At 49.2% G+C, this 25989-nt stretch carries 17 protein-coding genes; 10 read left to right on the top strand and 7 right to left on the bottom strand.

From position 1 onward, the window contains the following. Positions 1 to 41 precede the first annotated feature (41 nt). Together ACO0LF_RS20790 and ACO0LF_RS20785 are read left to right on the top strand one after the other, a co-directional pair. Complete coding sequence (locus ACO0LF_RS20790; RefSeq protein ID WP_423017477.1) at positions 42 to 1775, top strand: ABC transporter permease; 1734 nt, start codon at positions 42 to 44, stop codon at positions 1773 to 1775. 42 nt (positions 1776 to 1817) lie between these two features. Further along, positions 1818 to 3119 carry an AAA-associated domain-containing protein gene (locus tag ACO0LF_RS20785; protein ID WP_423017475.1) on the top strand — a complete coding sequence of 434 codons (1302 nt, stop codon included), beginning with the start codon at positions 1818 to 1820 and terminating at the stop codon, positions 3117 to 3119. A gap of 37 nt (positions 3120 to 3156) precedes the next feature. On the opposite strand, the gene ACO0LF_RS20780 is transcribed toward ACO0LF_RS20785, so the two are convergent. Genes ACO0LF_RS20780 through imuA form a run of 3 tightly spaced genes read right to left on the bottom strand, consistent with a single transcriptional unit; the run spans position 3157 to position 8524 of the window. Continuing rightward, complete coding sequence (locus ACO0LF_RS20780; protein WP_423017473.1) at positions 3157 to 6321, bottom strand: error-prone DNA polymerase; 3165 nt, start codon at positions 6319 to 6321, stop codon at positions 3157 to 3159. Between the two features lie 18 nt (positions 6322 to 6339). Next, the gene (locus ACO0LF_RS20775; RefSeq protein ID WP_423017471.1) at positions 6340 to 7851 is read right to left on the bottom strand and encodes a Y-family DNA polymerase; all 1512 of its coding nucleotides are present in this window, start codon (positions 7849 to 7851) and stop codon (positions 6340 to 6342) included. Then, positions 7796 to 8524, bottom strand: a complete 729-nt coding sequence (gene imuA / locus ACO0LF_RS20770; RefSeq protein WP_423017469.1) for a translesion DNA synthesis-associated protein ImuA — start codon at positions 8522 to 8524, stop codon at positions 7796 to 7798. The genes ACO0LF_RS20775 and imuA overlap by 56 nt, the downstream gene beginning before the upstream one ends. 240 nt (positions 8525 to 8764) lie before the next feature. Between imuA and ACO0LF_RS20765 the strand changes: the two genes are divergently transcribed. Then, positions 8765 to 8992 carry a hypothetical protein gene (locus ACO0LF_RS20765; RefSeq protein ID WP_423004292.1) on the top strand — a complete coding sequence of 76 codons (228 nt, stop codon included), beginning with the start codon at positions 8765 to 8767 and terminating at the stop codon, positions 8990 to 8992. A 137-nt stretch (positions 8993 to 9129) separates the two neighbouring features. Here ACO0LF_RS20765 and ACO0LF_RS20760 read toward each other — a convergent pair whose 3' ends face one another. Further along, complete coding sequence (locus tag ACO0LF_RS20760) at positions 9130 to 9618, bottom strand: nuclear transport factor 2 family protein (protein ID WP_423017467.1); 489 nt, start codon at positions 9616 to 9618, stop codon at positions 9130 to 9132. Between the two features lie 65 nt (positions 9619 to 9683). Between ACO0LF_RS20760 and ACO0LF_RS20755 the strand changes: the two genes are divergently transcribed. After that, positions 9684 to 10184, top strand: coding sequence for a winged helix-turn-helix transcriptional regulator (locus ACO0LF_RS20755; RefSeq protein ID WP_423017465.1), 501 nt, complete (start codon positions 9684 to 9686; stop codon positions 10182 to 10184). Between the two features lie 171 nt (positions 10185 to 10355). Here ACO0LF_RS20755 and ACO0LF_RS20750 read toward each other — a convergent pair whose 3' ends face one another. The 3 genes from ACO0LF_RS20750 to ACO0LF_RS20740 form a co-directional block, all read right to left on the bottom strand. After that, positions 10356 to 11624, bottom strand: a complete 1269-nt coding sequence (locus ACO0LF_RS20750; RefSeq protein WP_423017463.1) for an AI-2E family transporter — start codon at positions 11622 to 11624, stop codon at positions 10356 to 10358. Between the two features lie 254 nt (positions 11625 to 11878). Beyond that, complete coding sequence (locus ACO0LF_RS20745; RefSeq protein WP_423017461.1) at positions 11879 to 15928, bottom strand: Pls/PosA family non-ribosomal peptide synthetase; 4050 nt, start codon at positions 15926 to 15928, stop codon at positions 11879 to 11881. 490 nt (positions 15929 to 16418) lie between these two features. Next, positions 16419 to 17471: a helix-turn-helix domain-containing protein gene (locus ACO0LF_RS20740; RefSeq protein ID WP_423017459.1), complete on the bottom strand. Its 1053-nt coding sequence runs from the start codon at positions 17469 to 17471 to the stop codon at positions 16419 to 16421. Between the two features lie 251 nt (positions 17472 to 17722). Here ACO0LF_RS20740 and ACO0LF_RS20735 point away from each other — a divergent pair, with 251 nt between their 5' ends. The 6 genes from ACO0LF_RS20735 to ACO0LF_RS20710 all read left to right on the top strand — a co-directional run bounded on the left by ACO0LF_RS20735 (position 17723) and on the right by ACO0LF_RS20710 (position 25980). After that, positions 17723 to 19672, top strand: a complete 1950-nt coding sequence (locus tag ACO0LF_RS20735) for a TonB-dependent receptor domain-containing protein (protein ID WP_423017457.1) — start codon at positions 17723 to 17725, stop codon at positions 19670 to 19672. Between the two features lie 193 nt (positions 19673 to 19865). Further along, on the top strand, positions 19866 to 20966 hold the full coding sequence (locus tag ACO0LF_RS20730) for an ABC transporter substrate-binding protein (protein ID WP_423017455.1): 1101 nt from the start codon (positions 19866 to 19868) through the stop codon (positions 20964 to 20966). After that, complete coding sequence (locus ACO0LF_RS20725) at positions 20963 to 22030, top strand: FecCD family ABC transporter permease (RefSeq protein ID WP_423017453.1); 1068 nt, start codon at positions 20963 to 20965, stop codon at positions 22028 to 22030. Before ACO0LF_RS20730 ends, ACO0LF_RS20725 begins: the two co-directional genes overlap by 4 nt. Further along, positions 22027 to 22821 carry an ABC transporter ATP-binding protein gene (locus tag ACO0LF_RS20720; protein WP_423017451.1) on the top strand — a complete coding sequence of 265 codons (795 nt, stop codon included), beginning with the start codon at positions 22027 to 22029 and terminating at the stop codon, positions 22819 to 22821. Before ACO0LF_RS20725 ends, ACO0LF_RS20720 begins: the two co-directional genes overlap by 4 nt. Positions 22822 to 22931: 110 nt before the next feature. After that, a complete protein-coding gene (locus ACO0LF_RS20715; RefSeq protein ID WP_423017449.1) occupies positions 22932 to 23663 on the top strand; it encodes a siderophore-interacting protein in 732 nt (243 codons plus the stop codon). A gap of 151 nt (positions 23664 to 23814) precedes the next feature. Next, positions 23815 to 25980 (top strand): TonB-dependent siderophore receptor, encoded by a 2166-nt coding sequence (locus ACO0LF_RS20710; protein ID WP_423017447.1) that lies wholly within the window; start codon positions 23815 to 23817, stop codon positions 25978 to 25980. Positions 25981 to 25989 lie beyond the last annotated feature (9 nt).

The raw sequence follows: 25989 nt of genomic DNA, 5'->3' as shown, positions 1-25989 counted from the left end.
CCGTTTTTTTACTATTGCTTTCATTGTGTTGAGGGGCATTCATGTTTGAATTGTTCCGCCAACAAGGGCGTGATGTTGTCACCGGGGACAAAGGTCCAAATCGCTGGGATTGGGCTTTGCTCCCTTTGGTTTTGGCGCTGCTGGGTATTTTTGCATTTGCCGCCATGCAGATGAGCCGTCCTTTTGCGGTAGGCGAGGCTTTGCAAATCAGTCTTGATCCCTCTTATCTGCCTTATTATTTATTGCGCACTATCCTGCGCATGTTTACGGCACTGGCTTTTTCCCTGATCTTTAGTTTGATATTTGCAGCTGTTGCAGCCAAATATGCCGCGGCTGAAAAAGTCATGATACCGGCGCTGGATATCTTGCAATCCGTGCCTATTCTTGGCTTTCAGGCGATTGCTATTGCGCCTTTTATTGCCTTGTTCCCTGGTAATTTACTGGGGGTGGAATGTGCAGCCATTTTTGCGATTTTCACATCTCAGGCATGGAATATGGCATTTAGCCTGTATCAATCGATACGAAATGTGCCACCAGAATTAAAAGAAGCGGCACAGATTTTTAGATTGTCTGGCTGGCAGCGTTTCTGGCGATTGGAACTGCCATTCGCCATGCCAGGACTGCTATGGAATATGATGATGTCCATGTCCGGTGGCTGGTTTTTCCTGGTGGCGGCAGAGGCTATTTCTGTGGCAGGGCAAGACATTAAATTGCCCGGCATAGGTTCTTACATCGCAGTAGCGATTGAAGCCAGGGACGGCATGGCCATTACCTGGGCGATTGCTGCCATGCTCATCGGGATATTGCTGTATGACCAATTATTTTTCCGCCCCTTGTTGGCATGGGCTGATAAATTCCGTTTTGAAGAAACCCAAGGCGACACTGCACAGCAATCATGGTTGCTGGACTGGATGCGTAACAGCCGTTTATTCCGTGCATGGATAGCCAGGTTCTGGCTTTTTCTTGGACGTGGCTTGTCATGGTTTAGCGTGCAAGGTGATGGTACTACTGTGCAGGTAAATCAGCGCTTTAGCCATCCAGCCTGGCCTAAGATTCTGGATGCAGTTTTGTTGCTGGCTTCAATTTCTGCCATGTACAGCCTTTTCATTTTTATACACAGTGTGGTGGGCTGGGCTGAAGTGGCACATGTGCTGGGTCTGGGATTGATTACCCTGGTGCGCGTCATGTTATTGATCGCCCTGGCTTCCTTGTTTTGGGTGCCAGTGGCAGTCTGGATAGGTTTGCGCCCACAGTATTCACAAAAAGTGCAGGCAATGGCGCAGTTTTTGGCCGCGTTTCCTGTCAATCTGATGTTCCCCCTGGTGGTGTTTGCCATGGTGACGTTTAAACTGACGCCAAATATCTGGCTCAGCCCCTTGATGGTGTTTGGTACGCAGTGGTACATCCTGTTCAATGTCGTGGCTGGTGCTGCCACCATTCCCAATGAATTGCGTCTTGCTGCAGATAATCTGGGTTTGAAAGGTTGGTTGAAATGGAAGCGCGTATATTTGCCTGCCGTGTTCCCCAGCTATATTACGGGCGCAATCACTGCCAGTGGCGGCTCATGGAATGCCAGTATTGTGGCTGAATATGTCACCTGGGGTAAAACCACGCTGGTGGCTGATGGCTTGGGTAGTTATATCAAGCAAATGACCGAGACGGGTGACTTTCATCGTATCGCTTTGGGCATAGGCGTGATGTGCGTATTCGTCATGCTGCTGAACCGTTTTTTCTGGCGCAAATTATATTTGCTGGCCGAAGACCATCTGCGTTGAGCCATAGCGCTTACACCTGGATTACTCATCAAGGAATTCAAGATGACTCAAAATTTATTACTCGATCTGAATCAAGTCGCCAAATCCTTTAAAGCCGCAGATGGTAAATCTCGCCTGATACTGGACAAGGTTGATTTTCAACTCAAAGATGGCGAAATCGTCGCCTTGCTGGGCAAATCTGGCTCAGGTAAATCCACTTTATTACGCATCATGGCTGGTTTGATACCGGCAGATGCAGGCAAAGTGGCGTACCGCGACAAAGCGATTGGTGGGCCAGTCGCAGGCATCGCGATGGTGTTCCAGTCCTTTGCCTTATTCCCCTGGCTGACTGTGCAACAGAATGTAGAACTGGGGCTTGAGGCCCAGGGTGTGCCAGCGGCAGAGCGTGAACAAAGAGCCGATGCTGTTCTCGAATTGATCGGTCTGGCAGGCTTTGGCGGTGCCTTGCCACGTGAACTTTCTGGCGGCATGAAACAGCGTGTTGGTATAGCCAGGGCACTGGTCACCAATCCTGATGTACTGCTCATGGATGAAGCTTTTTCTGCCCTGGATGTGTTGACAGGTGAAACCCTGCGTAATGACATGCTGGAGCTGTGGGAAGAAGACCGCATATCCACTAAAGGTATTTTGATCGTTTCTCATAATATTGAAGAAGCCGTCATGATGGCGGATCGCATCATCATATTGTCTAGTGATCCAGGCTCGGTCAGATGTGAAATCAAGATAGACCTGCCCAGGCCGCGTGATGTGGATTCGCTGGAAGTCCGTGCCTTGATTGATGAAGTGTATGGCTTGATGACCATGCGCGCGACGCATGAAGCAGCAGCGGATACACCCAATACCCGCCACCTGGGTTATCGATTGCCAGAGACGGATGTCAGCCGCATCGAAGGTATTCTCGATCTGCTGGCAGAGGCACCATTCAATGGCCGCGCCGACTTGCCCCAACTGGCAGAAGAAGCTGAATTGTCGGATGAAGAATTATTCCCGACCTATGAAGCCCTGAGCCTGTTGGGTTTTGCCGTGCTGGAAAAAGGCGACATCATGCTGACGCCGCTGGGTAAAAAATATGTAGAAGCAGAGCAGGCGCAAAAGCAGGAATTGTTTGGTCAACAATTGCTGACTCATGTTCCATTGGCGGCACATATACGTCGTAATCTGGAATCGGAAACCAGTGGCAGCCTGTCTGAAGAACCGCTGATAGATTTGCTGGAAGAGTTTTTGAAATCTGATGAAGCAAAACGTGTACTCGAAGTCGCCATCGAGTGGGGGCGCTATGGCGAGGTCTACGAATATGATTATCATACTGGTCGCCTGACTTTGCCTGAGGGTAATCAGGAATAATTGCTGCATATTTCTATATAGAGCAGGGCAGAGGAGCTTAGCAAAAGTTTCTGCTGCCCACTTCCAGTTGTCCCAGAAGATGTGACATATCCACCAGTCGTTTGGCAACCAGATGCCTGACTTCGGCTTCACATTGCCAGATGCCATATACGCCCAGCAGAGGCGCACTCAAAACTTCGCTACGCTGTTTTTCCAGTACATTTGGCCAGATAATCACATTTACCGGGCCGGTTTCATCTTCTATGGTGATGAAGATGACACCCTTGGCCGTCTGCGGCCTTTGTCTTACTGTGACCAGGCCACAGCCACGCGCAAATTGCCCTTGCTGGAAAGTATTCAACATTTCTGCGGGTAAAAAGCGTTTGGCCAGCAATTGTGGTCGCAGCAAGGCAAGAGGATGGCGCTGTAGACTGAATCCGGTTGCATGGTAGTCGCTATAAATTTCCTGTGCCTCTGAAGGAGCTTTCAATTGCGGCGCTTGCTCCTGTATGCTGGTGACACGCAACAAATCCTTGTCCGGCATTGCCCCTACAGCCTGCCATAATGCCTGTCTTCTGTGCCCCGCCAGCGATGACAAGGCATTGCCAGCTGCCAGCACATGCAAATCATGCTGGTTCAATTGTGCGCGCTTTGCCAGATCATGCACATCAATAAAAGCCTGCTGCTGGCGTGCCTGCATGATACGCAAGGCGGCATCCTCGGACATGCCATGCAGCAGGGAAAAACCCATGCGCACGGTAGGTTGCAGGGTTTCGGTAAATTGATTGAGCTGCGTTTCTGCCTCAAGTGAAGAATCCCAGTTACTGCAAGTTACATCAATCGCACTGACTTGCACATCATGGCGACGGGCATCCTGTATCAATTGGGAAGGCGAATAAAAACCTAAGGGCTGAGAATTCAATAGCGAGCATAAAAACACTGCAGGCTCATGGCGCTTGATCCAGCTACTGAAATACGCGAGGATGGCAAAGCTGGCTGAATGGCTTTCAGGAAATCCGTAATCACCAAAACCTTTCATTTGCTCATAGATTCCTTGAGCGAATTCACGTTCATAACCATTTTTGACCATGGTTTCTACTATTCTGGTTTCATAGCCTTCCAGGCCGCCTTTGCGTTTCCAGGCAGCCATTGCACGGCGCAAACCATCCGCTTCTCCCGCCGTAAAGTCTGCCGCATGCATGGCAATTTGCATGACTTGTTCCTGGAAAATAGGTATCCCGAGAGTGCGTTGCAATGCGGCCCGCATACCCGGGTTTTTGTGTATTTCTACAGGCTGCTTGCCCTGACGCCTTTGTAAATAAGGGTGCACCATACCGCCTTGTATCGGGCCGGGCCGCACAATGGCAATTTGTATCACCAGATCATAGAATTCTCTGGGTCTCAAGCGCGGCAACATGCTCATCTGCGCCCGGGATTCTATCTGAAAAACACCGACGGTATCTGCCTTGCAGATCATGTCATAGGTCAGAGTATCTTCGCGTGGAACATCCTGCATACACTTAGGTTTGCCTGGCAAGCTAGCCATCAAATCAAAAGCCCGTCGCAATGCCGACAGCATGCCAAGGGCCAGCACATCAACCTTGAGCAGACCCAGGGATTCCAGATCATCCTTATCCCATTGAATCACATTGCGCTTTTCCATCGCCGCATTTTCTATGGGCACCAGCCTGGATAATTTGCCGCGTGCGATGACGAAGCCACCGCTATGCTGGGATAGGTGACGTGGGAAACGCAATAATTTTCCTGTCAACAATGCCCATTGCTGGGCGATGGGGGAATTGGTGTCCAGGCCGCATTCTGTGAATCGCTTGAATAACTCTTGTTTGCTATCAAACCAGCGATGCGATTTTGCCACGGCATCGACAATCGCCAGGTCTACACCCAGGGCTTTACCCACATCACGCAAAGCGCCGCGCGGGTGGTAAGTGTGCACAGCCGCAGCCAGCGCCGCACGGTCACGTCCGTATTTATCATAGATATACTGCATGACTTCTTCGCGGCGCTGATGCTCAAAATCGACATCGATGTCTGGCGGCTCACCCCTCTCTTTGGAAAGGAATCGCTCAAACAGCAGGGTATGTGTCTCTGGATTGACTTCAGTGATATGCAGGCAATAACAGACAACACTGTTGGCTGCCGAGCCGCGTCCCTGACAGAGTATTTCTTTTTGTCTGGCGAAATTAACGATATCAAATACCGTCAGAAAATAAGGTTCATAAGCCAGGTCATTAATCAGGTGCAGCTCATGTTCTATTTTATTTTTTACCGATGAAGGCAAACCTTGCGGATAGCGCAGATCAGCTCCTTTATAGACCTGGAACTTTAAATAACTGGCAGGCGTATATCCCTTAGGCACCAGTTCGTGCGGATACTCATAGCGCAATTCATTCAATGAAAAGCTGCACAGGTCTGCGATTTTCACAGTTTCGGCCAGGGTATGCAGCGGATAAATCGTCGCCAGCCGCAAGCGTGAGCGCAGGTGCTGTTCTGCATTCATCGCCAGGGTATAGCCGCATTCAGTGATGGGCTGGCACAGGCGTATCGCAGTCATCGTGTCCTGCAAGGGCTTGCGTGAACGTACATGCATAGTGACCTGGCCTATGGCAACGACGGGTAATTGCACGGCTTCAGCTACCTTATCAACTTGCTGCTTTTGATATTCATCTGCAATTTGCATCAGCAAATTCAAACCTATCCAGGCGCGCCCAGGGAAGTGTTGCTTCATCCATTTGGCCTGTTTCAGTAGCGCCTTGTTCTCTGAGGGGTAGGTTGGCACCAGTATCAGCAGGCAATCTGGCAAGCCAGACAAATGTTCCAAACCTGACGGTGGTGTGACGAAATCCCTGGGCGTTAATAAGTAACTACCTTTGGTTGCCCGGCATCTGCCAAGAGTGATCATTTCAGAGAGATTGCCATAGCCTTCGCGGTTTTGTGCAAGGGCAATCAGATGTACATTATTTTCAGGTGCTTCTATATCTTCCAGTTTGAAGTGGGCACCGATGATGAGATGCAAGCCGGTATTTTTTGCTGCGGTATAGGCTCTTGCCAAGCCAGCAAAGGAACACTCGTCGGTAATGGCCAGGGCGCGATAATCGAGTTTAATCGCACGCGCCACCAATTCTTCTGAATGCGATGCTCCATGCAGGAAGCTGAAATTGCTCATGCAAAATAATTCGGCATATTCGGGCAAGAAGGCACTCATGTCGATCTATTCAAAATGCTATCCAAAAATGCCGTGTAAGAACCAGACAGCTTCTTCACTGTCAGGATCATTGGCACGTTCACGATAAATCCAGTAGCGCACATGGCGTTTATCGACAGCGATGTAATAATCCCGGGTTTGTATCTGCTCATTCCACCAGCCTGCTTCTATGCGTTCAGCCGGAGAAACAAGTTTGAGTTCTGAGCCGTAATAAGGGCGATGCTCATGAATGTCCAGTGCCAGCGGATGTGGCAATAACCAGTTAGGGCGCAAGACATAAGCTGCCAACGCGGGAGCCGGGCAGGGCGGTGGAGTTTTCTTGATGACAGAAATCCAGTGATTGGCAATATCAGCCCTATGGTCTGCTTGTGACGCTGGTTGCAAGACATTAGCTTCGCCCAGGCGGGCAACCAGAAGTTCAAGCAAGCGCTTATGTTCACTTGCCTGGCCGCCAGGTTCGGGGAACAAGGTATAGCTTTGTGCTTCGCGTACTATAGTTTGCTTTACTTCCAGCAGCATACCGATGACGGCACTATGCAATTTGAGCTGACTGAGCTTTTCTTTGAACAAACTCAGCAGGTGCGATTCTTGCCAGCATGCTTGTGCCAGTTGCAGATCAAACATGGTCGGAGGGATGGCCTGCCGGCCACGTTCATGCAATAACTCCATGTGTATATGCGTAACCGCCAGTTGCTGCGCTGCCAGCCATCCCAATAACTGGGCCAGCAGGCTGCGGGCAAAAATAAGAAGTGACTCCGCTTGCTCTATACGGTCTGGTAATTCGATTTTGACTTTGAATTCTGGCGCTGCCAGATACCATTCGTGTACCTCGGCCTGCTCACCATAGGCTTGATCCAGTTCTATGAGTAAAGCTTTGCCGCAACGTCTTTGTAAGCCTGGACGGGGTAATTGCCGTAAATCTCTGAGGTTATAACAGGCTATGCCCTGCAATAATTCAGTCAAAGGCCGTGCTGCAGTGAGTAATTTGACTGGTAATTTGTCCAGACGCTGACTCAATCTTTGCGGTTTAAAAACATGCTGTCCTCTGGGTAATCTGCGCGATGCCTGCTTGGCCAATAGCCAGGCAGCTCTGGCAACGGGAGCAATGCCTGTGGTTGCTGTATAACCCAGAATGCGCATGCTTTCCTGCACGCGTTTACGCAAAGCGCGTATGCCACCAAACAGGCTCAGACTGGCACTGATATCAACCAGTATGCATTGATCTTCTCCCAGACAGACTTGTGGCGAGTATTGCAGCAGCGCAGTTGCCACTGCCTGCAACGCCAGTTGTTCTTTATTTTGATCACGCTGATAATAATCCGCATCAGCAGACAACATCTGCACGCCGCCTGCGCGCATATTCAAACGTATGCCAGCCTGATCGGCAGATTCAGACATGGATGTCACCCGGCCTTGATGGAGTATCACACTGACTTGCGTCTCTTGCTGAGCAAACAAGGGGGTGACGAACACCTCAAGCTGGAGTAAAGGCAGGTGAACGGCTATCCACAGTGGTGGGCAAGTTGCCATAGTTTGTCGCAAGTTTTTCTTTGCCTGGATGAGCATAGGCATACAAATAAGGATGATCGGGTACATGCAATGCCAGCGGCGCATCGCGCTGGCTGCCACGGCGCTTGAGTATGCCCAGCTCCAGGCCATATTGACTGGTTTGCACACTCAATCGCAAGGGCGCAGGAGATGCTTGCTGTGCCGCCCGCATGTCACGCATTAAAAAGAATAAGATCTCTGAGCTTTGCGCTGCCAGGTGCAAACGACGCAAAGCTTCACTACGGATGCTGGATGTCCAGAACAACAGCGCACCACAACTGCTATTGCGCAACACCTGTTCAGCCGCCCATAAGGCATCTACATGTTTCTGGCAGCGTATCCAGATCAACTGCGATGATTGCAAACCTGTACATGCAAAAGCCAATGCTTGCGGTACATAAGGTGGCGTCAATAAAACAATGGGACGTCCATCAAGCTGGCTCAATGCGGGTTTAAGCAAGCTGAGTTCGGCAGTGCCAATCTGTGGCAGCAAAATCTCGGTTAATTGCCCCTGTGGCCAGCCACTGCCAGGCAGTTCATTATTGAGTTCTGCATAGCCACTGGGCAAATAACCGCCCTGAGCACGCGCCAGTTGCGATGCACGCCACAACGCGGGGTGTATGCGTTCAGGGGGAAGTGAGGAAACCTGGGTCATATTACATATACTGATTAAATATACAGTATATGTAATATGGCGAAAGACTTCAAAGTTTATTTTATGTGCCCGTACTATGAGACTGGAGCAAGAGATTGCAGGAGATGAGAAAACCACAGTGTTACATAATACTGATTGCACATACAGTAGTATGTGTTAAAGTTCGTTTCATGGATGAACGCATGGCTGTTTTGATGACCGTTCCTCTATCACATACCAACCGATATGGAGATTGAAATTATGGCAAACCTCGAACAGTCCTTTGATACGCGCTTCAGCCTGCAATTCGCCCCGACCTCATTTTTGATGCGCCTGGGTCGTCGCGAAATATTTGTTTGCCGCGACTTTAGACAGCGCTCTTATTATGTCAATCCTGTACTGGATTGCAGCACTGGTATACAAGCCGGGCATTTGGAAGTGCTGCTGTTTCGCAAATGGCTGATCATTTTATCCAAAGCCAACTGGTAAGCAGGTTATTAGTTTATTCCAACAGAATGAGCAAACTTTTGCTGCAAACACATCCAAGATATTGGAGGGGTTTGTTTGCAGCAAGTTGCGTCTGTCGGGTGTAGTTTTTTGGTAAATATGCATCTGAATATCTGAGTCTATGCACGCAAGAAAGGGCCGGGTCCGGGCCAGGCCTGATCAGTAATAGGAGCAGCCAATGCTTCCTCGCATCCTTGTGCTGCACTCCAGGCTAGATAGCGGCTGCAACGCTGTATATCTTCCAGGGTTTGGATGTAAGTGACTTTTCCCCAGCGCATGCGCATGAATTGCATCACTACATTCTTGTAAGGCCCATCTGGCTGATGCGGCACAATAAAGTCGAGTACGGCATGAATGCGGGTATCCCACGGTGGCCCCAGTACCGCAACTTCCTTTACCTCAAAATGAAAGCCTGGGAACAAGCGGTATAGGCGTTCCCACCACAAAGCCATGGATGTACGAGAGTTGCGTAAGCCAGAAATTGGCGAATCCCCTTCAAATCGATATGTAAAGTCAGTAGCCAGGCCATTTAGCATCAGGCTGACATCGCCTGCGTTGATGGCGGCAAAGATTTTGCGTAATTTATTCTCAACGATATAAGCATACATAGCTATCTTTCACTGGCATAATGCAAGCAATGTAAACAGTTAACTTGCATCAAGCAAGCTAAATTATGGAGCGCAGTTCTTTTTCTGATTTTTCCTGCTCAATTGCCCGCACGCTGGAAGTCATCGGTGAGTGGTGGTCATTGCTGATTTTGCGTGATCTGTTTTTGGGTTTTGAACGTTTTGACGATATCCAGCGCAATCTTGGTGTAGCGTCCAATATCCTGACAGCCCGCTTGAAAAAAATGATGGAGCAGGGCATCGTTGAGCGTAGGCCAGATACTCAGGATAAACGCGTATGGCGCTATAGCCTTACCCAGCAGGGGCGGGATTTGTATCCCATATTACTGGCACTGACTGCCTGGGGAGATAAATGGCGTACAGCAGAAGGGCAGCAGCCTTTACTCATTCGTCATCAGCAATGCGGCCACATCACCAGTGCCATTCCTGCTTGTACAGTATGCAAAGAAGAATTAAAACTCGATGACTTGCAGTTTGAACCTGGGCCAGGTGGCAAGGAAACGGCTGGCACCGCATTAATGGGGCAAGTACTAAATCGTCGCAGATAGTAATCAAGATTAAGTAAGACTTACGCAAAACCGCCCTAGCTGCGTTGTTAGCTCCTAGCTAAAGTACTGTCTTCGTCGCTACGCCTTGCCAGGACAATTTTGCGTAAATCTTGTTAAGAAATAAGGCTACATCAACAGCGTGCATTAACAAACTTGTTCAGCGGCGCCAACTCAATTATTTTCAAGCACGTTTCCCACTACATTCTCAAGCGAAATAGAATTGTCTGAGGTTTTATCCTCTTCATTGAGTTTTCTATCTCCAGAAATTTCAAGGGCGATTCCTGCTGCCTCCTCTGCGGGCATGCCATTCGTGCGTCGCAGGTATTCGGCCTCGCCAACGATATCATCTTGTTGCACAGCCAAGTCCTTGGGTTGCGGACTTTCACCTGGCAATTCAACTTTCAGTTCATCAATAAGCATGAGCAGGGTCGCTGCAACGGGCAAGGCGAGTAGCGCACCGCCGATACCGTACAGTGTGCCACCAGCGATCAAGGCGAATAGAACTATCGATGATGGCAAGCGCAATGCACGCCCATATACTATGGGTATCAATACTCTGCTTTCAAACTCTTCATAGCAAAGCAATAATACAAAAACCACCGTCGCCGCGACGCCACCAATAGCCAGGGCTGCCAGCACTGCAGGTAACATGGTGAGGAAAATGCCAACAAAAGGCAGCACATCCACAATCCCGCCGAAAGCCGCAATTGCTATCGCATTAGGTACGCCACAGGCAGAGAGTAAAACAAACAGAAAGACGGCCATCATGGCGCAAGTCAGGACTTGGCCGCGTACATAACCACCAACGATGGTCTCAAGATTGAGCATGATGCGCGCCAATTTGATGTGGTGGGCGCGCGGGATTACGGCAAACAAAGCACCACGCAAGCGGTCACGGTCTATCATGATGTACAAGGCAAGAAAAAATGAACCTGCGCCATACGCAATAATTTCGAAAAAACCTCTCGAAAAAGCCATTGCTTCGCTACTATAGGATTTGAATAGCGCGGCATACTGTATATGCTTCAAACCATCTGCCAGGGATTCCGTGAGAGGATAGGCAGCTAAAAACTTGATCAGGCGACCTCGTAATTCCGGCTCCTGCTGAACAAGGCTGACAACTTGGGCAATAAATGGTGGCACTGTAAAAACCGCCAGAGCTACCAAAACCACCATCAATACAGCAAATATGATGACTATACTGGTAAAACGGCGAATTTTATGGCGTTCCAGCCAGGCTACTGCAGGATTGAGCGTGCCGACCAGCATAAGCGCAGTGATCAATACAAAGATGACTGGGATCAACTGAGAGATCAGTGCAAACCCCAAGACAACTGCAACAATCGCAATCATCGTGGATTTAGCCAACTCTATGCGTATCGTTTTCTTCACTCTTGGTGGAGATGGGTTTTGCGCAAATTTTTTTGGGTATTGTGTCATGTCAGCGCTTATGTTCTTGATTATTTTCGCGCAAGTCCGGCGAACCTGCTGAGCGTGAGCCACATCATGACAGGCTATTTTGTTGGCATCTGTGCGCTATCCCTCATGTGAATTAAATCAGCAACAGGAAATAATTAATATAAAGGATGGCAGAACAGCCTGGTCGCAGCTGGACGATCCATTGCGCGCAAAGTCTGCAGATTAGCTCAAGCCTGACTTGCCATTCGGTGAAAGGCAAGTCAGCTTGACATAAATCAAACGCCTGTCATGGCGGCAGGACAACCATGCCAACTGGAATTGGCTGGAATGTATTCACCCTTCATGACCAGTGTCATCGCGCCAAGGCTGGCACCATCTGCCACCACAGCGCTATACAAAACCGAGCTACGCGGGCCCATGTACACGCGCTCACCAATAATGACATGATCAATTTTCATGACACGGTCTTCAAACAGATGTGTCTGCGGGCAGGCGAGTGCATTGATTTCGCTATAGTCACCTATACTAACGCAGTCAAACTCGGTGATATCAGTGGTATCCATATATACGCCACGCCCGATTTTGCAGCCCAGCAGGTTGAATACCAATGGCAGCCAGGGGGTGCCACGCAAATAACGCATGAAGTTGGGTACAGCTATGCCTTCGTACAAATTGGTGATACCTTCCGAGATCCATACAAAGGGCGTCCACATAGGTACGCTGCTCTTTTTGTAACGGAAAATCAATAGCCATTTCAAGCACAGTACAAAAGCAAAACTGCCTATACCGTACAGCAAGCCTGCAACGACGAGGTAATACAAAACTTCGTTCCAGCGATCATCCCCGGCCAAGGGCATCAAGTCCAGAACGATAGTATAACCAACCGCAATCACCATGGCATGCGGTGCGATGATGCGGAAAGCCTCAATGAGGCCACGCCCCAGACGCCGAACAATGGATGGGCGGAAGGTCAGGTTTTCCGGGAACCCCTTGGTCTCTTCGCGGGCAGGCAAATGGATGGCCGGTGAACCCAGCCAAGTGTCGCCTTCATGCATTTGCGCATTACTTGGGGCACTGGTGTGAACGCCTATCAGGACGTTTTCAGGCAAAATCGTGCCATCCGGTATATATGCCCCATTACCGACAAAACTGCGGCGCGAAATAATGGTGGGATGCATGCTCATCCAGCCACAATCTATTTGCTCGTCACCCAACAATACGGCATCAGCAATAAAGGTTTCATCGCCCAGAGTTAACATATCCGGGACCACCCCCAGGGCAGTAGAAATTTCGGCACCACGCCCGACTTTTGCACCCAGCAGGCGATACCAGAAAGGTGCATAAACTGTGGCATAAACACCATGCAACACATTCAGGCTGGACTCCTGTATCTGATTGACCAGCCATTTTCCACAGTAAGTATTACCGTGCACAGGATATTGCCCTTGCTTTAAAGTCGGCAAAATACTCCAGCGTATACCAGCAGACAACAGCGCCGTGCAGACAATCAAGACAGCAGTGGCCGGGAAGGCCAGGAGGAAATACTTCGCCAGCTGGAAAATGACAGAGTTACTTTGTAAACCAGGAAATAATTCAGAATTATCAAACCAGTCTATGGTCACAAAGCTGGGGAAAACCGGCATGAAAAACAGGGCGCTGATTAACAGAGAACCAAACACAAAAAATATAGTTTCACCGACCAGACGCAAACGTGATGCCGTCGGTCTTGGCGGAAAAATTGATGCATCAAACGCACCTATGTCTTTGGCTGGCGATCCTTTCCAGATTCTCGATTTTGGTATGCGCTGCCCCGCACTTAAGGCAGACTGTCCATCCAGATGGCCGCCAGCTTCTATATGAACATTACCTTCCAGTACAGCGTAGGAGCCTGCATAAGCATCATCCTCAAGTGTTATGCTGCCCAGTATGAGTTCTCCGTGTTGCACTCTGGCGTTCTCAAAATTACTGGCATTGCCTATACTGCAGCGATCGCCTATGTGCAGCAAATCCGGAGCACGCAAGGTCATGGAGCCTATGACGACATCAGAACCTACCTTTGCCCCCAGCGCACGTAACCACCAGCTATACAAAGACGAACCACTCAGCATGTAAGTTGGTGCAGCTTCCACCAATCTGTCAGCCAGCCACCAACGATAATATGTCCATCCCCATAGAGGATAGCGGCCGGCCTTCAAGCGACCTGCTATCAGCCACTTACCCGCAATGGCAATCGCAAATTCTGTCACTGTCAATAATAAGAAAACACCGACCGATAAAAATACGGCTCTTGCAATGGAATCTTCAGGATCACCGGTAAAGAAATGATAGGCAAAAAACGGCGCCAGCCATTGCACCATGCGCATGGCCACCAGCCAGGGAATGGCTGCAGCCTGGCCGATACCACAAAACCAGCGTTTCCATTCAGGAGCCGTGGTCCAACTGGACTGGCTCGCCGCCGCAGCAGCATCCTGACTTGGGGCTGTGGCTTCCAGTACTTCCAGCATCTTGGCGATATAGCGATGCGTATAAATATCACTGATCCTGAAATAGGCAAAACGTGGATGTTTGCGTAATATGGATACTAATTTTGCTGCCATCAAAGAATGGCCGCCCAAGTCTGTAAAAAAGTCCGACGTGCGTCGTATTGCTTGTCCTGGAAAAAGACTGGCCAGAGCCTCAAATAGTACAAGTTCAGTCTCGGTTTCTGGTGCATCCGACTCATTGTTGGCAGCCTGTTTGGCCAAGCCTATTTTTTTTAACGTATTGCGATCTATTTTTCCTGAAGTCAGCCTGGGCATTTCAGGCAGATATTCAAACCTGCCCGGCACCATATATACCGGCAAGACCCTGCCAAGTTCTGTCCGTAAAGCTGCCGCATGCTGGGCAAAAGCGGCAGCCTCTGCATCTGCTGGCAATTGATCATTGACGATGAAAGCCACGATCTGATCGATCTCATCATCCTTGCGCAAGACTACCGCTACTGCGCCTACACCCGCTTGTTTGGCTAACACCGTTTCAATCTCGCCAAGCTCAACCCTGAAACCACGGATCTTCACCTGATCATCGGCTCGCCCCAGACATTGCACACTGCCATCTGGATTAAAGCAAGCCAGGTCACCAGTGCGATACAGCCTGGCTTCATGAGCATTTCTAGCCCAGGGGTTTGACAAGAATTTTTCAGCTGTCAAATCCGGGCGTCCCAGATAACCAATTGCTACGCCTGGCCCCGAAATACATAGTTCCCCCGTTTCACCTGCGGGCAAGAGGCGCAAACCATTTTCAATATCGGTCGCAATCACCAGCAAGGAATAATTCGGCAAAGGTTTGCCGATATTGACAGGCTGACCTGCTTGTAACTGTGCCAGACTTGCCGACACACTGGCTTCCGTCGGTCCATAGGTATTAAACATTTGCCGCCCAGGGCGTGACCAGCGCGTGACCAAAACCTCGGGACACATCTCACCACCAAGATTAATCAGGCGCAGGCTATCTACCTCATGGCTGAATAAAGCGAGCAGGGTAGGGACGGCGTGTAAAACACTGATGCGGTTTTCATTCAAAGCCAGCGGCAAGGCATCCGGGTCTGCAGTAATTTCTTTTGGTGCCAGCCATAAGCTTGCGCCAACAAGGTAACTTATCCAGATTTCTTCAAATGACATATCAAATGCCAGTGAAAACCCCTGATACACGCGATCTTCATGGCGTATGCCCAAGACATGATTTTCACTACGCAAAAAATGACAAATGCTGGCTTGATTTACCAGAATGCCCTTGGGCTTGCCAGTCGAACCTGAGGTGTAAATGACATAAGCAGGGTCACTGCCTTTTACGGGACCACGTTTTGACATGCTTTGCCCGGCATCGAGCAAGGCTGTTTCGGCCAGCCATTTCTGGCAAGGTAGCTCTGCCAAGTGCGGCTCAAACGCCTGGCAACTCAAGATGCCAAAAGCAGCAGCATCATTAAGGCAAACAGCAATTCTATCTATCGGAGTATCTGCATCAAAAGGTAACCAGGCTGCGCCAGATTTAGCAATGGCTGCCTGCATAATCAGCAGATGTATGCCACGCGGCAACCACAGGCCAATAATATGTCCGGGGCGCACGCCCGCTGAAATCAGGACAGAAGCAACACGATTTGCATCAGCGTTCAATTGACCATAGCTGACGGACTGATCACCAGAAATCAGTGCAATCTTGTCAGGAAACGCAGACGCGCTTGCCTCTAATAAATCTGCAAGGATTTCCTCTCGTATGAAATCAAGTCTTTCCTCGCCATACAAAATTTCTGGGTTTGTTACCGTGTCGGTGCTACTAAACGATTGCATAAAAAATCTATAAGAGAAAGGTCACTTAATATAGGCTAAATTTTGGCAAGAAAAGCCAAATACTTTCTCATGTTGAGAAATCACAACTAAAGCATGAGTTTACCATTTTGATAAACTCCATCTGGGTAAATATGAGTAACTAATTATTTCGTTTCAATGATCTTATTGACCATGACAATATTGATAAATCACCTCATCGTTTTACCCCTGTCGCTAATTTCCAGGATTCTATCCTGCGAAAGCTGAACGCCATGCAAAAAAACATGTGGCATTGATAATAGGTGCAAGTTCAGGAATAGGGGAGGCTATCGCCATAGACTTGGCAAGTCTTGGCTTCAATTTGACATGAAAGGGCAGAGATCTATTCGACCATCGCTAATGGCACGCATCATTGCCAATCTGCCCAGGTTTTTATCTCACGCGACGGTAAGCGACGGATTGGAAAGTTTCTATAGACCAGGTCGCTAACAGCAAAACTCTTCACTGGTGTTCATTGCAAGCCCATTTGCCGCTCCCGAATCGTGCTGTTTCGCACATTTTTCGGAGGGGTGTCAAATCTTGCCTTGAATGCTGTTGAGAAATTTGCCGGGTTTTGATAGCCAGCGAGCTGGGCTGCTGCACTGATGCTAATACCCTGCTTCAACAAGGCCGTGTAGGCAATTTGCATGCGGCGTTCTTTCATATATTCAAAGATGCTCGCGCCATAAGCGATCTTGAATTGTTTTTGCAAAGTGTTGGCATTCACGCCCATTTGTCTGGCGATTTCAGTCATGCTCAAGGTATCTGCCTCACCGCTATTGATGAAGTCGTGAAGGCGTGCCACGCGTTGTTGCTCTTTGGGGCGCAAGCTTTGCTGCCTCATTACCGAAGCATGTGCGGAAGCAAATCTGCTATGAACGGAAGTAAAAGCTTCACTTAAAATTTCTATGGCGCGACTCTCAAGAAACAGGTGATGCATGACGGGTTCCAGCGCTGCAGGTGTCAGGATTTGCTCTGCCAGGGACTGCATGCGCATCGACGGTGCCCAAAACTCGGTATTCAGATGTGTGCGACTGAAAATATCCAGCGATGTATGGCCTTCGACATTGCTGAGTCCGCTATCCGCCAGCCATTCGGGAGATACCCCCAGGGTTACCGTGCGTTCAAAGCCCCCACGTTGTGAGCGACGTTTAAATAGTTCTGGTTCCGCAAAACTGACCAGTGCCGCCTCTCTTTGCATTTTGCCATTGGAGTCCGGTTTAGGGCCAAAGGCGAAGCGGCGTTTGCCATAGGTAATATCGGCGCTGCCATCCAGCACCAGTACCAGGGTCATGCCTGCATCCAGTTCTGCCTGGGTGGACATGGGGTACAGGTCTTGTACATCTGAGGTATGCAGTACTAGCCCAGGACGGAGTTCCTGAAAGCTGACTCGCCCTTTCAAGACAGGATGGTCGGCAGATACCTGTGGATTGGTTATCTGGTGATTTTTGACAACACGCTCAGATTGCCGGGTCAATTCATGTCGCTTGACGACTTGTTCAGATTTCGTCTCGGAATGATTCATGTATTTACAACCAGACTCTATGAAAAGTGTTTTAGCAAAGAAATTTCTTGCTTGCGCAAAGGTTTTTTCTGTTCAGGTGTGGAACAATAGCAAACTGAGAATGTAAATGCAAATCATTATCAATTGAGACTCAGATTGAAGCTGACGTGATTTTCTGGGGGAAAATCAAGGGTTTATCTTTTTGCAGCTCATGCTTATATCCACATTAATCATCAAGTCACACTTAACGTAGCAAATTGCGCACTATATCCATGTCCAAGATCACTCCTTCCATTTCTCCTCGCTTGAAACCTATGGTCATGCTCCTGGCCTTGGGTTTTGCAGTAAATACACAAGCTCAGACTGAAGCTGCAGCCAAAAATCAGTTGGAACAAGTACAAATCACTGCCAAACGTGGCAATGAAACCAATACAACAGTCAATGCCAAGCGCATAGAAGTAGAGCAGGCGAATAGTCTGCAAGACTTGTTCAAGCAAACGCCAGAAGTGAGTCTGGGCGGCGGTGGCTTGCCAATCGCGCAAAAAATTTATGTGCATGGCATTGCAGAACGCATGCTGACCATCACGATTGACGGTGCCAGCCAGCCTGAGTCTGCCTATCACCATGCCGGGCAAGTCATGATAGAGCCTGAGCTGATCAAGCGGGTAGAGATAGAAGCTGGCACAGGTGCGGCCACAGCTGGCCCTGGTGCCTTGGCGGGTGCAGTCCGCTTTACGACAAAAAATGCCAGCGATTTGCTGAGCAATGGTGAGCGCTTTGGTGCTTTGTTGAAAGGTGGCTATCAAACAGTGAACAAGGGTAGCAAGTTCAGCGGCACTGTCTATGGCCGTTTGACGGATGATCTGGATTTGATTTTCAGCCAGACTGTATTGAAAAGCAGTGACTATAAAGATGGTCATGGCAATACCGTCGCCAATACGGCCATCGATACCTCATCAAGTTTCTTGAAATTGAATGGCAAGATAGATGGCGGACATCGTTTTCAATTGTCTTATGACAAAAATGAAGATGAGGGCTTGCGCAACCAGCGTACCAATATGCTGGTGACGGCGATCAATCCTGCGCAACAGCAGCGTATGTCCAGGCAATCAACGACAGCCAATTATGATTATGCTCCTGGCAATCCCTTATTGTCCCTGCATGCGACAGTCTATAACAATGAAAACATCATACAGTTGCAAAAGGGTAGTAGTGATGAAGAGCGCCTGGGTACCAAGACGCAGGGCTTTAACCTGAGTAATGTCTCGCGCCTTGGTGATCATAAACTGAGCTATGGCTTTGACTATAAAAAGGATACTGGTTTATCCAGGGTTGCTGGCGTGTCCCTGAACGATGAAAAAGCCAAGGTCAGTGGCGTGTATCTGCAAGACGACATGGTATTGGGTGCGCAATGGATGCTGGGTCTGGGTGCACGCTATGACAAGTACAGCTATACCGACATGAAGCGTCAAAAGTTTGATTCCAGTGGAGTTTCCCCTAGTGTCAACCTGGAATTTATTCCTAGCGATGGCTTGACTCTCCGTCTCAGTCATGCCCGTGCTTTGCGTGGAGTCGGCATCGTCGAACCTTTCCTCAAGCAATATCAGGATAATGATGTCTCCATCAATCCAGAGAAGGCGCAAAACACTGAGTTTGGTGTGCAATGGAAGAGTGCCGGCTGGCAGATCAATGGCAGTATTTTTGAGCAAAAGATTGCGAATTACATAGGTTACGATGATTATCGCGACAATATGGGCAATGTCAAAGTGCGTGGCTACAATGCCAGCATAGGTTTGCAAGAGCAACAATGGTCGGGCAGCCTTGGTGTATCCCATTCCAAGCCAGAGCTGAATGGCTCACCTTTATCGAGCGGCGATGCCTTCCTGCTGGGGAATGCTTCTTCCCGTACCTGGGTGGCACAACTTGATTATGCCTTGCCAAATCCAGCGCTGAAATTTGGCTGGACAGGCCGCTTTGTGGAAAAATTGAGTTTTGTTCCTGAAGGCAGCGCTACCAAGCCTGGCTATGGCGTGCATGATTTGTATGCACATTGGCTGCCAACCGGGAAAGATGACTTTACTGTTACCTTCAGCGTCAAGAACGTGCTCAATAAATTCTATTACGACCAAAGCAGCTTTGGCTATCATCCACGCTGGAGTGCTGTAGCAGCTTTGCCTGAAATAGGTCGCGATCTGCGCATTTCCCTGGCCTGGAAAATTTAATGCGGCTTACTGTATTTAATCTGTAGTCAATATTCCCGCGCAAGCGGGAATTTGTTTTTCTTATTGTTTGAGAAGTATGATGAAAATTCTGTTGAAAATAAGCTTGGGCCTTGCCAAAGCAGCTTTTTGTTTACGCTCAAAATTGTCTTTGTTGCTCCTGCTTTTTTCGACCTTGTTCTGCTGCCAGCAAACAGTGCTGGCACAAACCATGGTGACGGATATGGCGGGACGCCAGGTCAGTTTGCCAGCTAAAGTCAATCGCATAGTTTTGGGTGAGGGGCGCCTGTTTTATGCATTAGCTTTACTGGAAGGTAAAAAACCTATAGATCGTCTGGTCGGCTGGCAAGGGGATTTTCGCTTGCTGGATCCTCAAAGCTTTGCCCAGTATCGCCGTTTGTTTCCGGCGATAGAGCAAATTTCCCTGATCGGAAAGACGACAGAGAACACCGTCAGCGCTGAAAAAGTATTGGCACTTAAGCCGGATATTGTGATCTTAAGTATTTCTGGTCACGGTCCAAGTACACATAATGAGATAGTCACGCAATTGCAGGCAGCCAAAGTGCCAGTGTTGTTCGTCGACTTTAGAAATGCCGCCTTGCGCAACACCATACCCAGCTTACGCCTGATGGGCAAGGCCTTGCAGCGTGAAGAACAGGCAGAAAAATTCATCCGTTTTTACGAAGACAATCTGAAGAAAGTCAGTGCCGTTGTCAGCAAAATACCCGAGAACAAAAAGCCTCATGTCTTTGTCGACTTGCGGGCAGGCATGATAGAAAACATTACCTCCGCAGGCAATACTGGCATAGGGGAGTTCGTGACGGCAGCAGGTGGCATCAATATCGCTACCCCTTGGCTGAAAGACACGATGGGCGAAGTCAATATGGAGCACCTGCTGGCCCAGCAACCTGCGCTTTATATGGCAACTGGTACTGGTGCGCCTCAGGACAAGGCTGGCGTGAAGATGGGTTCAGAAGTACAACCTGAGCAGGCGCTGGCAAGCCTGCAAGTTGTGGCTCATCGCTTGCAACTCTCGCGCTTGAATGCAGTGAAAAATAATCAGGTATTTGGTGCCTGGCATCATTTCTATGTCACGCCTTATCACATGGCCTTGTTGCAAGCCATGGCCAAATGGCAGCATCCAGGCTTGTTTGAAAAACTTGATCCGCAACAGACATGGCGCGATATGCATCAACAATTTTTGGCGATAGAGCCAGGCGGCACTTTTTGGATCGAGGCCCAGGCCAGGCAGCAAGTTCCGGGCCAGCCAGTTGCCACCTTGAAGTCGGCACCATGATGCAAAGTGTTTTGCCTGCAAGCGCGAATGAAGTGACACTGGCTTACCAGCGTCAGTTATACAAGCGTGTCATCATACTTGTCACTTTGATAGTTCTCATTGTAACGACTCTACTGGTTGATTTTACGCTAGGGCCATCAGGGCTCAGTTTGTCTGGCTTGTTTCAGGCCTTGATACATCCAAATGAAGTGGATGCGACGACTCAGGTCATCGTATGGGAATTGCGTCTGCCATATGCCTTGATTGCCGTAGCCGTAGGTTTGTCACTGGGGCTGGCTGGCGCTGAAATACAGACCATATTAAATAATCCATTGGCCAGCCCGTTCACTTTGGGTATCTCATCTGCTGCGGCTTTTGGTGCGGCCATGGCGATAGTCTTGAATATCAGCATCCCTGGTATTTCCCCCACCTGGATCATTTCCAGCAATGCTTTTTTATTTGCGGTTTTAAGTGCCGTCATGCTGGATGCTGTCACCCGTTGGGGTGGTATGCCAGCCTCTGGTGTTGTGTTATTTGGCATTGCACTGGTTTTCAGTTTCAATGCCTTGCTCTCCTTATTGCAATTTGTCGCCAGTGCTGACGCCTTGCAAGGCGTGGTGTTCTGGACCATGGGCAGCCTGACGCAAGCGACCTGGGTCAAGGTCGGGATACTTTTTGCCTTGTTCGTTGTATTGCTGCCTTTTGCCATGGCCAATGCCTGGAAAATGACTGCATTCAGATTGGGGGAAGAGCGTGCTGCCAGTTTTGGTGTGAGCGTCAAACGCCTGCGCCTGGGAGTGTTGATACGTGTCAGCCTGCTGTCTGCGACTGCCGTTGCCTTCGTCGGTACAATAGGCTTTATTGGCCTGGTTGCGCCACATATAGCGAGACGATTCGTAGGTGAAGACCATCGATTTTATCTGCCTGCATCTGCCTTGATAGGTGGGGCGATTTTGTCCATGGCATCTGTCGCCTCCAAGAATATTATTCCTGGCGTCATCATACCGGTAGGCATAGTCACAGCTCTGGTTGGCATTCCATTTTTCCTGCTGATCGTATTCAGCATGCGGGGGCAGGGGCGATGAGTGGTTTGAGCTTACAAAATCTCCATGTGTATTACGGCAAGCGTGAAATCATCCACGATCTGTCTGTGGATGCTTTGCCGTCCGGGCAATTGATCGCCGTACTAGGTGCCAATGGCTGCGGCAAGTCCAGCCTCTTGAAAGCCCTGGCTGGGTTGATCAAATCAACCGGCAAGATTGCGTTTGATGAGCATGAGCAACCAGTTAATCAAGCGGATGCCACTGTGCAGCGGATAGTGTATTTGCCGCAAAACTTGCCTGAGGCATTGCACCTGACTGTGCTGGAATCAGTGCTGGCTGCAGCGAACGCATCATATGTGTTTACTGACAAAGCTAAGGCACAGCGCGATATCCCCATGGTTCTGGATTTACTGACGCGACTTGGCATTGCCCATCTTGCCATGCAATTTCTGGATCAGCTCTCCGGTGGGCAACGTCAGCTGGTGGGATTGGCGCAGGCCCTAGTAAGACATCCCCAGGTATTGCTGCTGGATGAGCCTTTATCAGCTCTGGATTTGAATTATCAATTTCATGTCATGGACCTGGTGCGCAGTGAAACCATCGCCAGGAATATGACGACACTAATCGTCCTGCATGACATCAATATCGCTTTACGCCACACCGACCATGTACTGGTTATCAAAGACGGTCGCTTGCTGGCGAGTGGCAAGCCCAGGGAAGTGTTAACTCCTGCCTTGCTGTCTGCTGCCTATGGCGTGCGCGCCAGGGTTGAGGCATGCAGCCAGGGCATACCCCACCTGCTGGTAGACGGGCTTGAGAGTATCTCCCTATAAACACCAGCATTAATTAAGATTTTCAGGTCTTCAGTGCCCGTTCTGGATTGCTTTCAGGATGGCGGCAGCAGTGATGTCCATTGAGACCATCTATTTTATTGAGGAAACGTATGAACATACATCGCCCCCCTTTGGTACGTGGCATGGCCACGGTGATCGATACCCAGCGCATCACGCCAAAAATGCAACGCATTACGCTGGATGTATCAGCACTAGAGGGTTTGAGGATAGAAATCCCTGCGCATGCAATGAAACTGTTTTTTACTGTACCCGGACAAGAGGATGTAGAAGGGCGCGCATACACAGTCAGACATTACCATGCTGAGTCTAGCACGATGTCTATCGATTTTATCTTGCACGGCTCAGGCATTGCGGCTACCTGGGCCAGCGAAGTCCAGCCTGGTGCACAAATAGAAATAGGCGGGCCACGCGCCGGTTATCACTATCAGGCTGAGAGTGCCTGGCAATTATTTGTCGGAGACGCGACGGCGATACCCGCGATTTTATCGGCCATAGAGTCTTTGCCCGCTGGCGTGAAGGTCATGGCTTTCATGGAAATTGAAAATGAGGCCGAGCAGCAGTCTTACCACGCTATCGCCGATGTTAGCGTGATATGGGTCTATCGCCAGGACGAGAGCATCAATAGCGGCAAGCATTTATTGCAGGCATTGCGCGAGGCAGAATTCCCTGCTGGTTTGGCGCAGGTCTTCATAGGGGCAGAGTCCATGTTAACCAAGCGCATACGCCAGCATTTGCGTGAAGAGCCACGTATCAGCATGGGCAATGTTCATGCAACAGGTTACTGGAAGATGGGGGAAACGGATTATCACGATCATCAATAAAATGGCTTGTCATTTACAATATTTAAAACAAATGAGAATGATTTGCATTTACAAAATAGTTTAAGTACAATCCGCCCATCTTGTTTTTTCAATTTGGGCCGGTGCTGGAGATTGCTGTCTCTGCATAGGCAATCACTCTCAAGGCTATTTCATGCTTTCGCAAAACCGCTTGTCCTCTCTTTATAACGATAATACCAAGTCATTTCGTTTACATCCCATGGCACTTGCCCTTGCTGTCGCTTTAAGTGCATCACACAATGTATATGCTGCAGAAGCAAACGCTGCTGAGTCCGAATTACCTGAGGTAGTGGTAAAGGGGGCGCTGACTAATGAAGCTAGTACAGAAAAGACGGGCGCATATACAGCGAGGAAAAGTAGTTCTGCTACCAAGCTTGACCTCTCTTTGCGTGAAACACCACAGTCCATCTCGGTAGTGACACGTGCCAAGATGGATGATTTCAAGCAAGTCAATATCAATGAGGTGCTGGCCAATACCACTGGTGTATCGGTAGAGAAGGTAGAAACCGATCGCACTTATTACATGGCGCGCGGTTTTGATATCACCAATTTCCAGTTCGATGGCATGGGCATGCCGTTCACCACTGGTAATGTAGCCGGGGATATTGATACGGCGATCTATGACAGGATAGATATCGTGCGTGGCGCAAATGGTTTGATGTCAGCCACTGGCAATCCCTCTGCCACTGTCAATTTCATACGCAAGCGACCAACTTATCAGTTCCAGGCTTCTACAGGCTTGACCTTGAGTTCATGGAATACCCGCAGGCTGGATGCTGATGTCTCAGGCACGCTGAATGCCGCAGGCACTGTTGCTGGCCGCATCGTTGTTGCGAAGCAAGCAGGTGATTCTTATCTGGACCGTTATTCTCCTGAAAAAACCATAGTCTACGGTGTAATCGAAGCCAATCTGAGTGATGCGACGATGCTGACGCTTGGTCATGCACATCAAAAGAATGATGCCAAAGGTGGTATGTGGGGAGCCTTGCCTTTGTATTTCACAGATGGCAGCCCGACCAATTACAGGACATCGACCAGTACAGCGGCTGACTGGTCGCGCTGGGTGACGCAGGATGACCGCAGCTTTCTGGAGTTGAGTCATCAACTGAATAGCGACTGGCAAATCAAATCTGTACTCAGTCACAATAAAGTAAAGGCAGATTCCAAGTTATTTTATGTTTATGGCACACCTGATCGCAAAACAGGTCTGGGCTTATATAGCTATCCATCCCTGTACAATGCCGACAATTCACAAACCTTGTTTGATCTGTATGCCACAGGTAAATTCAGCCTGGCAGGGCGTCAGCATGACTTGAGTTTTGGCCTCAACTGGTCAAAATCCAAAATGAACGATGTGTCTCATTATGGCGTTGGCATAGGCACAGCTTTACCTGACATCACTAACTGGACAGGCAATTACCCTGAACCAGCATTCAATGCTTCTATGGAAGGCAGTGACTATGAAGATACGCGCAAGACTGTATTTATTGCTTCCCGCTTCAATCTGGCGGATCAGTTCAAACTGATTACTGGCGTCAACCTGACCAAGGCACAAAGCACAGGCACCTCTTATGGCGTCAGTAGCCAGAAATCTGCCCGCAATACCACGCCTTATATCGGTGTTGTATACGATCTGGCGCCGAATACCTCGATCTACGCCAGTCATACTGAGATATTCAATCCCCAAAGTGAAGTGGATGTGAGTGGCAGGACCCTGGACCCCATCAAAGGCAAGGGCGATGAGCTGGGCATCAAGACTGAGCTGTTCGATCGCAAACTCAATTTGTCTGGTGCTGTGTTCAGAATCCAGCAAAACAATGCTGCAGAACAAGCGGGCATGACAGGCACCAAAGCTTACTATCGTGGCATAGATGCGCAATCACAGGGTTTTGAACTCGAGGCCAGTGGTGAGTTGTCAAAAGGCTGGAACTTCAGCGCTGGTTACACCCAGCTCAGTATCAAAGATAGTAATGATAAAGACGTTAAAACCTATGTGCCAAGGAAATTACTGCGTCTGTCAACGACTTATCAACTACCTTTCCTGATGCAAGCCAGGGTAGGTGCCAGCCTCAACTGGCAGGCCGATACCTTCCGTGATGGTGGTGAGGGCATCGTTATTCGCCAGGCCAGTTATGCCAATTTGAACCTGATGGCGCGCTACGATATCAGCCAAAATTTGAGCGTTTCAGCAAACCTGAACAATGTCAGCAATAAGAAATACCTGACCAGCCTGTACTGGGACCAGGGCTATTATGCTGCGCCAAGAAACGGCAGTGTTGCCATCAACTGGAAATATTAATAGACAAAA

Source organism: Undibacterium sp. Di27W, assembly GCF_049340345.1.
Classification (GTDB): domain Bacteria; phylum Pseudomonadota; class Gammaproteobacteria; order Burkholderiales; family Burkholderiaceae_D; genus Undibacterium.
Note: the sequence above shows the minus strand (reverse complement) of the source record. Positions and strands in the feature narration are given on the sequence as shown.

Coding starts and splice junctions, on each gene's coding strand:
- ACO0LF_RS20790 (WP_423017477.1), top strand. CDS start 42: ATGTTTGAATTGTTCCGCCAACAAGGGCGTGATGTTGTCACCGGGGAC.
- ACO0LF_RS20785 (WP_423017475.1), top strand. CDS start 1,818: ATGACTCAAAATTTATTACTCGATCTGAATCAAGTCGCCAAATCCTTT.
- ACO0LF_RS20780 (WP_423017473.1), bottom strand. CDS start 6,321: ATGAGTGCCTTCTTGCCCGAATATGCCGAATTATTTTGCATGAGCAAT.
- ACO0LF_RS20775 (WP_423017471.1), bottom strand. CDS start 7,851: ATGGCAACTTGCCCACCACTGTGGATAGCCGTTCACCTGCCTTTACTC.
- imuA (WP_423017469.1), bottom strand. CDS start 8,524: ATGACCCAGGTTTCCTCACTTCCCCCTGAACGCATACACCCCGCGTTG.
- ACO0LF_RS20765 (WP_423004292.1), top strand. CDS start 8,765: ATGGCAAACCTCGAACAGTCCTTTGATACGCGCTTCAGCCTGCAATTC.
- ACO0LF_RS20760 (WP_423017467.1), bottom strand. CDS start 9,618: ATGTATGCTTATATCGTTGAGAATAAATTACGCAAAATCTTTGCCGCC.
- ACO0LF_RS20755 (WP_423017465.1), top strand. CDS start 9,684: ATGGAGCGCAGTTCTTTTTCTGATTTTTCCTGCTCAATTGCCCGCACG.
- ACO0LF_RS20750 (WP_423017463.1), bottom strand. CDS start 11,624: ATGACACAATACCCAAAAAAATTTGCGCAAAACCCATCTCCACCAAGA.
- ACO0LF_RS20745 (WP_423017461.1), bottom strand. CDS start 15,928: ATGCAATCGTTTAGTAGCACCGACACGGTAACAAACCCAGAAATTTTG.
- ACO0LF_RS20740 (WP_423017459.1), bottom strand. CDS start 17,471: ATGAATCATTCCGAGACGAAATCTGAACAAGTCGTCAAGCGACATGAA.
- ACO0LF_RS20735 (WP_423017457.1), top strand. CDS start 17,723: ATGTCCAAGATCACTCCTTCCATTTCTCCTCGCTTGAAACCTATGGTC.
- ACO0LF_RS20725 (WP_423017453.1), top strand. CDS start 20,963: ATGATGCAAAGTGTTTTGCCTGCAAGCGCGAATGAAGTGACACTGGCT.
- ACO0LF_RS20720 (WP_423017451.1), top strand. CDS start 22,027: ATGAGTGGTTTGAGCTTACAAAATCTCCATGTGTATTACGGCAAGCGT.
- ACO0LF_RS20715 (WP_423017449.1), top strand. CDS start 22,932: ATGAACATACATCGCCCCCCTTTGGTACGTGGCATGGCCACGGTGATC.
- ACO0LF_RS20710 (WP_423017447.1), top strand. CDS start 23,815: ATGCTTTCGCAAAACCGCTTGTCCTCTCTTTATAACGATAATACCAAG.